Raw genomic sequence first — 13,196 nt, forward strand, 5'->3', positions numbered from 1 at the left:
GCCACCACGGCGCATTTCGACGACCAAGGATTCCCATGACTGACTTCACCGGCAAGCGCACGCCGCTCGCACTGGCTTGCGTACTGGCCCTTGGCGGCCCACTGGCCGCCACCGCCCAAGCGCAATCGACCGCCGCCCCGGCGACCGTCGTTGTATCCGCCAGCGGACTCGGCGTGGCCAGCGACGACATGGTCACGCCGGTGACGTCGATCGGCGGCAATGAGCTGGTGCGCACCCGCCAGTCGACCCTGGGCGAGACGCTGTCCGCCATGCCGGGCATTACCTCGAGCCACTTCGGCGCCGGCGCCAGCCGTCCGATCATTCGCGGCATGGACGGCCCGCGCGTGAAGATCCTGTCCGACGGTTCCGAGATCCAGGACGCGTCCACCATCAGCCCCGACCACGCCGTCGCGTTTGAACCTGTCCTGGCCGAGCGCATCGAAGTGCTGCGCGGCCCGTCGGCCCTGGCCTATGGCGGCGGCGCCGTCGGCGGCGTGGTGAACATCATCGACCGCAAGGTGCCGACCGCGATGCCGGCGAACGGCCTGGAAGGCAGCCTTGAGGTGCGCGCCAATTCGGCGGCGCGCGAAAAGACCGGCGCGGTCGAATTGACCACCGCCGCGGGCAGCAACGTGGCCCTGCACGTGGAAGGCGTCAAGCGCGATGCCGACGACTACCGCGTCGGCAAGGACTGGGAAGGCGGGCGCCGCGTCCCAGGCAGCTACAAGGAGACCGAGACCGGCACCGTCGGCCTGTCCTGGGTCGGCAAGGACGGCTACCTGGGCGCCGCCTTCACCAAGGAGCGCGGCGAATATGGCCTGCCGGGCCACGGCTTCGAGAACGAGGCGGGCGAGATCGAGGCGCCGGTGGTGGATCTCGATAGCGAACGCTGGGACGTGCGCGGCGAATACCGCAATCCGGTCGCCGGCGTCGAGCGCGTGCGGCTGCGCGCCTCGTTCACCGACTACATCCACGACGAGGTCGAGGGCAGCGCGGTCGCCACCACCTTCAAGAACAAGGGCCACGACGGCCGCCTGGAATTCGTGCATGCGCCGGTGAAAGGCTGGCATGGCGTGTTCGGCCTGCAGACCACGCGCCGCGATTTCTCGGCCATCGGCGCCGAGGCCTATGTGCCGCCGACCCTGACGAAGAAGCATGCGGCCTTCCTGACCGAGGAATACAAGCTGGGCAATGTGCGTTTCGAGGCCGCCGTGCGCCACGAATGGCAGGACGTCGAAGCCGAGGTGGACAAGCCCGACAGCCACACGCGCGGCACCTCGCTGTCGGTCGGTGCGGTCTGGAAGTTCGCGCCGGAATACTCGCTGGGCACCTCGCTGTCGCACACGCACCGCCTGCCGACCGCCGAGGAATTGTTCGCGGACGGCCCGCACCTGGCGACCAATACCTATGAGATCGGCAACCCGAACCTGGTCAAGGAAACGTCGAACAACCTCGACCTGACCCTGCGCAAGTTCGCCGGCCGCACGACCTTTGCGCTCAGTGCTTTCCACAACCGCATCGGCGACTACATCTATTCGCAGACGCGCGGCGAGTTCGAAGGCCTGCAACTGATCAACTACGCCCAGCGTGACGCCACCTTCACCGGCCTGGAAGGCGAAGTCGCGCACAACCTGTCGTCGGTGTGGAAGACCACCCTGTTCGGCGACTACGTGCGCGCCCGCTTCGACGAAGGCCCGGGCAGCCGCGACATCCCGCGCACGCCGGCGCACCGCATCGGCGTCAAGCTCGAAGGCGACTGGGGCGCCTGGAACGGCCTGGCCGAGCTGGTCCGCGTGGGCAAGCAGGACAGGATCGCCGATTTCGAGACCGAGACGCCCGGCTACACCACGCTGAATCTCAGCACGCACTATTCGACCCGCATCGGCAACCTGCCGGCGCAGCTGTACCTGCGCCTGAACAATGTGACCGACCGCCTGGCCTATAGCCACACCTCGTTCATCAAGGACTATGCACCGCTGACCGGTCGTAACCTGACGGCCGGCCTGCGCGTGCTGTTCTGACCGGACCCAATCCACCGGCGCCGCGGACGCTTCTGGCGGCCCGGTTCTAAAGAAAGGAACAAGGGTTCATGAAATCCCTGATCAAATACGGCGATGTCGCCGGCATGGCGGCATCGATCCTGTGCCTGCTGCACTGCATGGCGATGCCGCTCGTGATCCTGGCGTTTCCGATGCTCGGGCTGGCCCACGTGCATGACACCTTCCACGACACGCTGATCGCGGCGATCACCTTGCCGGTCTTGCTGGCGCTGGTGCCCGGCTACCTGAAGCACCGCGACAAGACCACCTTGCTGGTCGGCTGCGCCGGCCTGGCGATCTTTTTGGGCGCCGTGTTCGTCGTCAGCCCGCTGTTCGGCGAAACCGCCGAAGCGGTATTCGCCGTCATCAGCGGCTTCATGCTGCTGTATGCGCACCTGCGCAACCGCCGTCATTGCAAGCGTTGCGGCGCCCGCGCACAGGACGCCGCCCATCCAGCGCCGGCATCCTGCCATCCTCACTAACTTTTATAAACCTGCGCGCTGCGGCCCCGCCAGCGTGCGCAGCTGGAAGCGGTAACGCTCGCCAAACAGGAAGGTCTCGGAAAACGTCATCAGGTCGGCATGCGCCGGCCCGAGGCCATCGGGTGGCGGCAGCGGACCGCTGCGGCGCAGCGAGGCCAGCGCGACCTCGGAGGCGCCCTGGTCGCGCGAGCGCTGCACCTGGACCTCAAGGAGCTGGCCGGCGCGGTCGACCGTGATGTTCAGCACCACCACCGCCGGCAGCATGGGCGGCAATTCTCCCTCGAACACTCTTTCTGGATTGCGCTGCATGACGTGGCGCGCGACGTCGGCTTTATAGGCGTCGAGCGTGCGCGTTGGGGGTGGGGCGGGGATGGGTGTCAGCGCAATCGTGACCGCTTCAGCCTGGGGCGGTGGGGCTGGCGCCTGTGTCGAGGTGCTGCAGGCCGCCAGGGCCGCGAGCACGATCGATGCAAGAACGAGGAACAGCGTGCTGCGATGAGGAGTCTTCATGGCGGATGCAGGACAGTCGCAGGTTGCGCCGGTATTGGCGTAACCATTCGACCCATCCGTGCATCCGGAGTTCCTCTGCCATTAACGGCTAGGCAAACAGGCGCTGCAGTTCCTGGCCAGGATTTTCCGCACGCATGAAGGCTTCGCCGACCAGGAAGGCGTGGACGTCGGCTTCGCGCATGCGCTGCACGTCGCCGGCGCCCAGGATGCCCGACTCGGTCACCACCAGGCGGTCCTTCGGGATGCGCGGCAGCAGGCCGAGCGTGGTGTCGAGGGTGACGTCGAAGGTGCGCAGGTTGCGGTTGTTGATGCCCAGCAGCGGCGTCTTGAGCTTGAGCGCGGCATCGAGCTCCTCGCCGTCGTGCACTTCGACCAGCACGTCCATGCCGAGGTCCATGGCGCAGGCTTCGAGTTCGGCCATCAGGCCGTGGTCGAGCGCCGCCACGATCAACAGGATCGCATCGGCGCCCATCGCGCGCGCTTCATAGACCTGGTAGTGGTCGACCATGAAGTCCTTGCGCAGCACCGGCAGCGCGCAGGCGGCGCGCGCCTGCTTCAGGTACTCAAACGAGCCCTGGAAGAACTGGACGTCGGTCAGCACCGACAGGCAGGCCGCGCCATGTTCGGCATAGCTTTGCGCGATCGCGGCCGGCTGGAAGTCGGGACGCAGCACGCCTTTCGACGGCGAGGCTTTCTTGACTTCGGCGATCACGCCGGCCTGGCCCGCCGCGATCTTCGCGCGCAGGCTGGCTTCGAAACCGCGGATGGCGGCGCGCGCTTCGCGATCGCCTTCGGCCTCGCTGCGCAGGCTGGCCAGGTCGCGCACCTTGCGCGCGGCGGCCACTTCGTCAGCCTTCACGGCCAGGATCTTGTTGAGGATGTCGGACATCGATGTACTCGCAGGTGGATTTAGTTGACCGCGCCGAGCTGGCGCGTGACCTGGACGAACTGCTCCAGCTTGGCGATGGCCGCGCCGGAAGCGATCGCTTCGCGCGCCTTCTGCAGGCCGGCTTCGATCGAGCCGGTCACGCCGGCCGCGTACAGCGCGGTGCCGGCATTCAGGGCCACGATGTCGTGCGCCGGACCCGGCTCGCCGCGCAGCGCTTCCAGCACGCGCGCCTTCGACTCTTCGGCATTGTTCACCTTGAGGTTGCGGCTCGAGATCATCGAGAGGCCGAAGTCTTCCGGGTGGATCTCGTATTCGCGGATATCGCCGTTCACCAGTTCGCCGACCAGGGTGCCGGCGCCGAGCGAGACCTCGTCCATATTGTCGCGGCCCCAGACCACCACCGCATGCTCGGCGCCGAGGCGCTGCAGCACGCGCACCTGGATGCCGACCAGGTCGGGGTGGAACACGCCCATCAGGATGTTGGGCGCGCCGGCCGGATTGGTCAGCGGCCCGAGGATGTTGAAGATGCTGCGCACGCCCAGCTCGCGCCGCACCGGCGCCACGTGCTTCATGGCCGCGTGGTGGTTGGGCGCGAACATGAAGCCGATGCCGGTCTGGGCGATCGACTGCGCGATCTGCTCGGGCTTCAGGTCGATGTGGGCGCCGAAGGCCTCGATCACGTCGGCGCTGCCGGACGAGGACGAGACGCTGCGCCCGCCATGCTTGGCCACGCGCGCGCCGGCGGCGGCGGCCACGAACATCGAGGCGCTCGAGATATTGAAGGTGTTGGCGCCGTCGCCGCCGGTGCCGACGATGTCGAGCAGGTGGGTGGTGTCGGCCATCGGCACCTTGGTCGAGAATTCGCGCATCACCTGGGCGGCGGCGGTGATCTCGCCGATGGTTTCCTTCTTGACCCGCAGGCCCATGGTCAGGGCCGCGACCATGGTCGGCGACATCTCGCCAGCCATGATCTGGCGGAACAGATGCAGCATCTCGTCGTGGAAGATCTCGCGGTGTTCGATACAGCGCAGCAGCGCTTCTTGTGGGGTGATCGGCATGATGGTTCCAGTTTGGTGTTAGCCAGCAGATGAGCCGTCGTTCCCGCGCAGGCGGGAACCTAAGGAGAGGGCTGCAGAGCGAACTTGGGTTCCCGCCTTCGCGGGAATGACGTGCATCAGCGCGTCAGGAAGTTCTTGAACAGGGCGTGACCGTGCTCGGACAGGATCGATTCGGGGTGGAACTGCACGCCCTCGATGTCGTAGTCCTTGTGGCGCACGCCCATGATCTCGCCGTCGTCGGTCCATGCCGTCACTTCGAGGCAGGACGGCAGCGAGGAACGTTCGATCGCCAGCGAGTGGTAGCGGATGACGGTAAAGGGGCTGGGCAGGTCGGTGAACACGCCTTCGCCGATGTGGGCGATGCTCGAGGTCTTGCCGTGCATGACCTGCTTGGCGCGGATCACCTTGCCGCCGAAGGCTTCGCCGATCGCCTGGTGGCCCAGGCACACGCCCAGGATCGGCAGCTTGCCCTTGAATTCGCGCAGGATGTCGAGCGAGATGCCGGCATCCTTCGGCGCCTTCGGGCCCGGCGAGATGCAGATGCGGTCCGGCTTCATTGCCGCGATCTGCTCGAGCGTGATCTCGTCGTTGCGCACGGTGCGGACAGTCTCGCCCAGCTCGCCGAAGTACTGCACGATGTTGAAGGTGAACGAGTCGTAGTTGTCGATCATTAGCAGCATGTCAGAACTCCCCATCCAGGCCATCTTGCACTTGCTCGGCGGCGCGCAGCACGGCGCGCGCCTTCTTTTCGGTCTCTTGCCATTCCATCTCGGGGATCGAATCGGCCACGATGCCGGCCGCGGCCTGCACGTACAGGTTGCCGTCCTTGATCACGCCGGTGCGGATCGCAATCGCCACGTCCATCTCGCCGCCGAAGCTCAGGTAACCGCAAGCGCCGCCGTAGATGCCGCGCTTCACGGGTTCTAGCTCATCGATCACTTCCATCGCCCGCACCTTCGGCGCGCCGGTGAGCGTGCCGGCCGGGAAGGTGGCGCGCAGCACGTCGAGGTTCGACATGCCGTCTTTCAGCTTGCCTTCGACGTTGGAAACGATGTGCTGCACGTGCGAGTATTTTTCGATGACCATGCGGTCGGTGACCTTGACGCTGCCGGTGTCGGCGATGCGGCCGATGTCGTTGCGCGCCAGGTCGATCAGCATCACGTGCTCGGCGACTTCCTTTGGATCGTTGAGCAGCTCTTCGGCCAGCGCCGCATCCTGCTCGGGCGTCGCGCCGCGGCCCCGGGTGCCGGCGATCGGGCGCAGGGTGACCTTGCGGCCGCCTTCCGGCGACAGCTCGTTGCGCACCAGGATCTCGGGCGAGGCGCCGACGATCTGCATGTCGCCGAAGTTGTAGTAGTACATGTACGGCGACGGATTCAGCGAGCGCAGCGAGCGGTACAGCGACAGCGGCGAATCGACATACGGCTTGCGGATGCGCTGGCCGATCTGCACCTGCATCAGGTCGCCGGCCATCACGTATTCGTGGGCTTTCGCGACGGCCTTGAGGTAATCCTCTTTGCTGAAGTCGCGCACTTCGGTGGTCCGCACCGAGCTCGAGGTGACCGGCGCGTCGACGCTCCGGCGCAGCATCATGCGCAGGTCTTTCAGGCGCTGGCGGCCGCGCGAGTAACTCTCTGGCTGGCTCGGGTCGGCGTACACGATCAGGTACAGCTTGCCCGACAGGTTGTCGATCACGGCCAGCTCTTCGGTGACCATCAGCTGGATGTCCGGCAGGCCCAGTTCGTCGCGCGGGCAGGTGTCGGCCAGCTTGCGCTCGATGTGGCGCACCGTGTCGTAGCCGAAGTAGCCGGCCAGGCCGCCGCAGAAGCGCGGCAGGCCGGGACGCAGCGCCACCTTGAAGCGCGCCTGATACTGCTCGATGAAGTCGAGCGGATTGCCCTCGTGCGTTTCGATTACTTCGCCGTTCTTGACGATCTCGGTGAGATTGCCGGTGGTGCGCAGCAGCGTGTGGGCCGGCAGGCCGATGAAGGAATAGCGGCCGAAGCGCTCGCCGCCCACCACCGACTCCAGCAGGAAGGTGTTCTTGCCGGTGTGCTGCGACTGGGCCAGCTTGAGGTAGAGCGTGAGCGGGGTTTCGAGGTCGGCGAAGGCTTCCGCGATCAATGGAATGCGGTTATAGCCCTGGTTGGCCAGCGATTTGAATTCGAGTTCGGTCATGTTTTCTCCGGACCGCCCGGCAAGGTGGGGCGGTGGTGTGCTTCAAAAAACCTGCCGGGTTGGTATCGCGGACACTATCGCGGATACAAGCGCCGGCAGCAATCGGTACGGCTTAGTTAGCCCAGGATTGCCAGCGTCGCCACAGCCAGGCCTCGAGGGCGCCGGTCTGGTTGACAGTGTGTTTTTTGGTGAAAAACATGTATAGATGACTTAGTTTGCAGTGCGGTTGTGTGCGGCGATCAGGGCCGCTGCTTCGAGAAGCGAATCAACTATACCATCGGATTGAATTTCTTGTACAGGGCGTCCGTGGTTATAACCATATGGGACGGTCAGCACGAAGCACCCCGCGCCACGGGCGCTTTCGGCATCGTTGGACGAGTCGCCGATCGCCACCACCTGGCCCGGCGGCAGGTCGAGCGCGGCGCAGGCGCCAAGCATCGGCATCGGGTCGGGTTTCTTCTTCGCGAACGAATCGCCGCCGAACACCTGCTCGAAGTAGGGCGCCAGGCCTTTCTGCTCGAGCAGGGGCAGGGTAAAAGCGACGGGCTTGTTGGTCACGCACACCAGGCGCAGGCCGAGGTCGCGCATGGCCTGCAGGCCCTCGAGCACGCCGTCGAACAGCGTGCTGCGGTCGCCATTGATGGCGAGGTAGTGACGCTGGTAGCCGGCGATCGCTTCTTCGTACACCGCTTCCACGCGCGCCGCGTCCCAGTCGAGCAGGAGCGCATCGCGCACCAGCTTTTCGGAACCCTTGCCGACCAGCGGCTTGATGACGGCCTGGGTGATGGGGCCCAGGCCCAGGTCTAGGCGCATGCCGTTCAGGGCCGCCTCGAAGTCGGGCACCGTGTCGAGCATGGTGCCGTCGAGGTCGACGATGGCGGCCCGGATGGCTGCTGCGCCGGCCCGCATTATTTACCTACCGTGGCCAGTTCGGCGCGCATGGCGTCGATCACTGCCTTGTAGTCCGGCTTGCCGAAGATGGCCGAGCCGGCGACGAAGGTGTCGGCGCCGGCGGCGGCGGCGGCGGCGATGTTCTCGGCCTTGATGCCGCCATCGACTTCCAGCATGATGTCGCGGCCCGATTCATCGATCATGCGGCGCGCGATCGCGATCTTCTTCAGCGCTTCGGGGATGAAGGACTGGCCGCCGAAGCCCGGGTTGACCGACATGATCAGGATCATGTCGATCTTGTCCATCACGTGTTCAAGGTAGTGCATCGGCGTGGCCGGGTTGAACACCAGGCCGGCCTTGCAGCCGTGGTCGCGGATCAGCTGCAGGGTGCGGTCGATGTGTTCCGACGCCTCGGGGTGGAAGGTGATGATGTTGGCGCCGGCCTTGGCGAAATCGGGGATGATGCGGTCCACCGGCTTGACCATCAGGTGCACGTCGATCGGCACGTCCACATGGGGGCGGATCGCCTGGCACACCAGCGGGCCGATGGTCAGGTTCGGGACGTAGTGGTTGTCCATCACGTCGAAGTGGATGATGTCGGCGCCGGCGGCGACGACGTTGCGCACTTCCTCGCCCAGGCGGGCGAAATCGGCGGACAGGATGCTGGGGGCGATGCGGTAGGTGGTCATGGGACGATGGGGCGGGGTTGAACAAGAAGCCGCTATTCTACGCCGCTCAAGCGCCGGGGTGGCGGCTTGCGGCCCGTTCTTCCCGCTTGCAGCGCCGGGATCGGGCCGCAGGCGGTATCATTGTTGCTGTTTGCGCCACACGGCGCGCTGGCCGCCGCGTAGAGAGCGCAGCGGCCTTGTTAATGATCATCCAAGGAAACCCGATGCCCGCCTACGATTTCACTGTCACCGTCAGAACGCAATACCTGCCGGAGCAGTCCGACCCTGACCGGAACCAGTTCGTGTTCAGCTACGCCATCACGATCAAGAACACCGGCAGCATCGCGGCCCAGCTCATCTCACGCCATTGGGTGATCCTTGACGCCAACAACCAGATGCAGGAAGTCCGTGGGCTGGGCGTGGTCGGCCACCAGCCGCTGTTGCAGCCGGGCGAACAGTTCGAGTACACCAGCGGCACCCAGCTCGGCACCGCCCAGGGTTCGATGCGCGGCGAGTACTTCTGCGTGGCCGAGGATGGCCACCGCTTCGAGACCCCGATCCCCGAATTCGTGCTGTCGCCGCCGCGTTCGCTGCACTGATCAGGGCCGGGTGTCGCTGTTGTCGTCGTCTTTGCGGTCGACGTCCTTGCGGCCGGCGAACATGGTCCACCAGACGATAAATACGAGCAGGAACAGCGCCACGCCGGCTTCCACCATCAGGATCCACATATTCGTCTCCATGCCTGTTATGTATACGACACGCCGCAGTGTACCTTCCCTGATCGCCTTCGTCTGCCTGCTGAGCGCCTGCTCGACCACGCCGCAGCCGGAGCAGCCGCCCATCACGATGCCGCCGCCGGTGGGACCGGTGGTGGTGCCGCCAACGCCGCCCACCGAACAGCCGGCGCCGGCGCCCGAGCCGCCTCCGGCGCCGACGCCGCCTCTCACTCCGGTGAGTTTCGAGGCGCTGCCTGGCTGGCAGCAGGACGACGTGCGCCAGGCCTGGCCGGCCTTCCAGCAGTCGTGCAGCGTGCTGGCCACGCGCGCGGCCGAGTGGAAGACGCCATGCGCCGCGGCGCGCTCGGTCGACGCCGGCGATGCGGCGGCGGTGCGGCGCTTCTTCGAGACGTATTTCGTGCCCAACCAGGTGCGCAATCCGGACGGCAGCGACACCGGCATGATCACCGGCTACTACGAGGCGATGCTGCACGGCTCGCGCAAGCGCGGCGGCGCTTACCAGACTCCGCTGTACCGGGTGCCGGACGACCTGGTCACGGTCGACCTGGGCGGCATTTATCCCGACCTGCAGAACCGGCGCCTGCGTGGGCGGCTGTCCGGCAAGACGCTGGTGCCCTATTACAGCCGCGCCGAGATCGACCGCGCGCCGCTGAAGGGCAGGGAACTGTTGTGGGTGAACGATCCGGTGGAGGCGTTCTTCCTCGAGGTGCAGGGTTCGGGCCGCGTGCAGCTCGATGGCGGCGACACGGTGCGCGTCGGCTATGCCGATCAGAATGGCCATCCATATAAAGCGATCGGGCGCTGGTTCGTGGAGCAGGGCATCATGACGCCGGATCAGGTATCGGCGCAGTCGATCCGCGCCTGGCTTGCGGCCAATCCGGCGCGCCGCCAGGAAGTGCTGAACGTGAACGCCAGTTATATCTTCTTTACCGAGCAGAAGGTGACCGATCCGAACGCCGGTCCGCGCGGCGCGCTGAACGTGCCGCTCACGCCGGGCCGCTCGATCGCGATCGACCGCAGCATCCTGCCGCTGGGCGCGCCGGTCTGGCTGTCGACCACCATGCCCAGGGATGGCGCACCGCTGCAGCGCCTGGTAATGGGGCAGGACGTGGGCGGCGCCATCCGCGGTGCGGTGCGGGCCGATTTCTTCTTTGGCTTCGGGCCTGAAGCGACGGAGAATGCGGGGCTGATGAAGCAGCAGGGTTCGTTGTGGGTGCTGCTGCCCAAGAGCGTGGCATCGGATGCTGCCCGCTAAGGCCGCGTCCGTCAGCCACTCCGCAGCGTATCTTCGCGACTCGACAACCCGCTCGACTTGACGCGTACGTAAAGCGCTAGAATCGCAGAGTCGTGACTAACCAATAAAGGGTGTGATATGGAATATGCTGACCTGTTGATCGAAAACCACGGCAAGGTTGCCGTGGTGCGCCTGAATCGTCCCAAGGCGATGAATGCGCTGAACGACAATATGATGAACGAGCTGGGCGACGCCCTGCGCAAGTTCGACAAGGATCCGGCGATCAATGTGATCGTGCTGACGGGCAGCGAGAAGGCGTTCGCGGCAGGCGCCGATATCGCCGCCATGGCCAATTACGATTACCAGGAAACCTACGGCAATAACTATATTGGCCGCAACTGGGAGCACATCCTCGACATCCGCAAGCCGGTGATCGGCGTGGTGTCGGGCTATTGCCTGGGCGGTGGCTGCGAGCTGGCGATGATGTGCGATTTCCTGATTGCCGCCGACAGCGCCAAATTCGGCCAGCCCGAGATCAAGGTCGGCGTCACCCCGGGCGCCGGCGGCACCCAGCGCCTGCCGCGCGCGATTTCCAAGTCGAAGGCGATGGACATGCTGCTTACCACGCGCATGATCGACGCCGTCGAGGCCGAGCGCACCGGCCTGGTGTCGCGCGTGTATCCGGCGGCCGAGGTGATGAGTGAGGCGATCAAGATCGCCCAGGGCATCGCCGAGATGCCGGTGTCGGTGGCGATGCAGATCAAGGATTGCGTCAACCAGGCGTATGAGACGACCCTGCGCCAGGGCGTGGCCTACGAGCGCCGCTATTTCCACGCCGGTTTCGGCACGCCTGCCCAGAAAGAAGGCATGTCGGCCTTCCTCGAGAAACGCAAGCCGGATTTCGAGGGACTGTAATCGATGGGCGCGCGCAGGGTGTGGCTGGTGGTCCCGGCGGCGCTGCTGGCGCTGTCCCTGGCGCTGACGAGTTGCTCGTCGCTGCCGCCACTGGAGGGCAGGGTGGCGAGCACGGCTATCGCCGACACCGACGACACCCGTCTCGGCAAGGCGTTGATGCCCCTGACGATGGCCCATCCCGGCCTGGCAGGCATCCACGCCCTTGCGGACGGGCGCGACGCCTTTGCCGCGCGCGCCGTGCTGGCGCAGGCTGCCGACCGCAGCCTGGACGTCCAGTACTATATCTGGCGTAATGACACTACCGGCAGGCTCATGTTCGACGCGCTCAGGGCTGCGGCCGAGCGCGGGGTGCGTGTGCGGCTTCTGCTCGACGATAACAATACGGCCGGGCTGGATGAAGCGCTGGCCGCGCTCGACGCCCATCCGATGATCGAGGTGCGGCTGTTCAACCCGAACGGCATCCGCTCCGTGCGGGCGGTCGGCATGGCCGCCGATTTCATGCGCCTGAACCGGCGCATGCACAATAAATCGTTCACCGCCGATAACCAGGTCACGATTATTGGTGGACGCAATGTGGGTGACGAATATTTCGGCGCGGCGGGCGAGATCTCGTTTGCCGATCTGGACGTCATTGCCGCCGGCCCGGTCGTGCGCGCCGTGTCGGACGATTTCGACCTGTACTGGAACAGCCCCTCGGCTTATCCGTTGGTGCTGCTGGCGCCGGACGCCGCCGCCGCACCGGCCTTGAAACCGGACGCCGAGGCGCAGGCCTATATCGAAGCCATCAAGCGCTCCGCCTTCCTCGAGCAGCTGGTAGAGGGGAGCTTGCCGCTGGAATGGGCGCGCGCCAGGTTCGTCAGCGACGATCCGGCCAAGGTCATGGGGACGGCGGCGCCGGAAGCGAACATCGCTTTCAAACTGAGAGACATCCTGGGAGAGCCGCAGCGCAGCCTGGACCTCGTCTCGCCGTACTTCGTTCCCGGCAAAGAGGGAACCGCGGCCTTCGTCGATCTGGCCAAAAAAGGCACCCGCACCAGGATACTGACTAATTCACTGGAGGCGACCGACGTCGCGGCGGTGCACGCGGGCTATGCCAAGTGGCGCAAGCCGCTGCTGGAGTCGGGGGTGACACTGTATGAACTGCGCAGGGAGGCGACCGACGAGCCCACGCGGGAAAAGCGCGGCAGCGGCAGCGGGATCGGCAGTTCGGACGCCAGCCTGCATGCCAAGACCTTCGGCGTGGACGGGAAGCGGGTCTTCGTCGGCTCGTTCAACTTCGACCAGCGCTCCATTCACCTGAATACCGAAATGGGGATGGTGATCGACAGCCCGGCCCTGGCCGCGCGCCTGACCGAAACGCTGGACCGGACCCTGCCGACGCGCGCCTATGAAGTGAAGCTCGACGATCGTGGTTCGGTGATCTGGCTGGAACGGCGCGGCGACCAGGTGATCCGGCATGAGAAGGAACCCGGCACGAGCTGGTTCAAGCGGGCCGCGGTGAAGGCGCTGTCGTGGTTGCCGATCGACTGGCTGTTGTAGTCGCCACACTTTCTTTCCCGCCCTCTTGCGGACCCGGCGGTTGGTTTGCTATAGTT

Annotated in this window: 14 protein-coding genes; 6 read left to right on the forward strand and 8 right to left on the reverse strand. The window is 65.8% G+C overall.

Annotated elements, in window-relative coordinates; all coding sequences use genetic code 11:
- Positions 1–35: 35 nt before the first annotated feature.
- Positions 36–2,021, forward strand: a complete 1,986-nt coding sequence (locus KY496_RS21970) for a TonB-dependent receptor (protein WP_219862456.1) — start codon at positions 36–38, stop codon at positions 2,019–2,021.
- A 68-nt stretch (positions 2,022–2,089) separates the two neighbouring features.
- The gene (locus tag KY496_RS21975) at positions 2,090–2,521 is read left to right on the forward strand and encodes a MerC domain-containing protein (protein WP_071360506.1); all 432 of its coding nucleotides are present in this window, start codon (positions 2,090–2,092) and stop codon (positions 2,519–2,521) included.
- A gap of 3 nt (positions 2,522–2,524) precedes the next feature.
- Here the strand turns inward: KY496_RS21975 and KY496_RS21980 are convergent, their stop codons facing one another.
- The 7 genes from KY496_RS21980 to rpe form a co-directional block, all read right to left on the reverse strand.
- Positions 2,525–3,031 (reverse strand): TonB C-terminal domain-containing protein, encoded by a 507-nt coding sequence (locus KY496_RS21980; RefSeq protein WP_005671474.1) that lies wholly within the window; start codon positions 3,029–3,031, stop codon positions 2,525–2,527.
- Positions 3,032–3,119: 88 nt separating this feature from the next.
- The gene (gene trpC, locus KY496_RS21985) at positions 3,120–3,920 is read right to left on the reverse strand and encodes an indole-3-glycerol phosphate synthase TrpC (protein ID WP_219862458.1); all 801 of its coding nucleotides are present in this window, start codon (positions 3,918–3,920) and stop codon (positions 3,120–3,122) included.
- Between the two features lie 20 nt (positions 3,921–3,940).
- Positions 3,941–4,978: an anthranilate phosphoribosyltransferase gene (gene trpD, locus KY496_RS21990; protein ID WP_219862460.1), complete on the reverse strand. Its 1,038-nt coding sequence runs from the start codon at positions 4,976–4,978 to the stop codon at positions 3,941–3,943.
- 116 nt (positions 4,979–5,094) lie between these two features.
- Positions 5,095–5,658, reverse strand: coding sequence for an aminodeoxychorismate/anthranilate synthase component II (locus KY496_RS21995; protein WP_005671471.1), 564 nt, complete (start codon positions 5,656–5,658; stop codon positions 5,095–5,097).
- Between the two features lies 1 nt (position 5,659).
- Positions 5,660–7,156, reverse strand: a complete 1,497-nt coding sequence (gene trpE / locus KY496_RS22000) for an anthranilate synthase component I (protein ID WP_005671470.1) — start codon at positions 7,154–7,156, stop codon at positions 5,660–5,662.
- A gap of 210 nt (positions 7,157–7,366) precedes the next feature.
- Positions 7,367–8,065 carry a phosphoglycolate phosphatase gene (gph, locus tag KY496_RS22005; protein WP_005671469.1) on the reverse strand — a complete coding sequence of 233 codons (699 nt, stop codon included), beginning with the start codon at positions 8,063–8,065 and terminating at the stop codon, positions 7,367–7,369.
- Positions 8,065–8,736 (reverse strand): ribulose-phosphate 3-epimerase, encoded by a 672-nt coding sequence (gene rpe, locus KY496_RS22010; RefSeq protein ID WP_005671468.1) that lies wholly within the window; start codon positions 8,734–8,736, stop codon positions 8,065–8,067. The genes gph and rpe overlap by 1 nt, the downstream gene beginning before the upstream one ends.
- 203 nt (positions 8,737–8,939) lie before the next feature.
- On the opposite strand from rpe, the gene apaG reads away from it, so the two are divergent.
- Positions 8,940–9,314 carry a Co2+/Mg2+ efflux protein ApaG gene (gene apaG / locus KY496_RS22015; protein WP_005671467.1) on the forward strand — a complete coding sequence of 125 codons (375 nt, stop codon included), beginning with the start codon at positions 8,940–8,942 and terminating at the stop codon, positions 9,312–9,314.
- On the opposite strand, the gene KY496_RS27320 is transcribed toward apaG, so the two are convergent.
- On the reverse strand, positions 9,315–9,443 hold the full coding sequence (locus KY496_RS27320; protein ID WP_005671466.1) for a hypothetical protein: 129 nt from the start codon (positions 9,441–9,443) through the stop codon (positions 9,315–9,317).
- A gap of 19 nt (positions 9,444–9,462) precedes the next feature.
- Between KY496_RS27320 and KY496_RS22020 the strand changes: the two genes are divergently transcribed.
- The 3 genes from KY496_RS22020 (at position 9,463) to KY496_RS22030 (ending at position 13,140) form a co-directional block, all read left to right on the forward strand.
- The gene (locus KY496_RS22020; protein WP_219862462.1) at positions 9,463–10,707 is read left to right on the forward strand and encodes a murein transglycosylase A; all 1,245 of its coding nucleotides are present in this window, start codon (positions 9,463–9,465) and stop codon (positions 10,705–10,707) included.
- Positions 10,708–10,824: 117 nt separating this feature from the next.
- Entirely contained in the window at positions 10,825–11,601 is a 777-nt protein-coding gene (locus KY496_RS22025; RefSeq protein WP_005671463.1) for an enoyl-CoA hydratase, read from the forward strand.
- A gap of 3 nt (positions 11,602–11,604) precedes the next feature.
- The gene (locus KY496_RS22030) at positions 11,605–13,140 is read left to right on the forward strand and encodes a phospholipase D family protein (RefSeq protein WP_307729060.1); all 1,536 of its coding nucleotides are present in this window, start codon (positions 11,605–11,607) and stop codon (positions 13,138–13,140) included.
- Positions 13,141–13,196: the final 56 nt, after the last annotated feature.

The organism is Massilia sp. NP310, assembly GCF_019443485.1.
Classification (GTDB): Bacteria; Pseudomonadota; Gammaproteobacteria; order Burkholderiales; family Burkholderiaceae_D; genus Telluria; species Telluria timonae.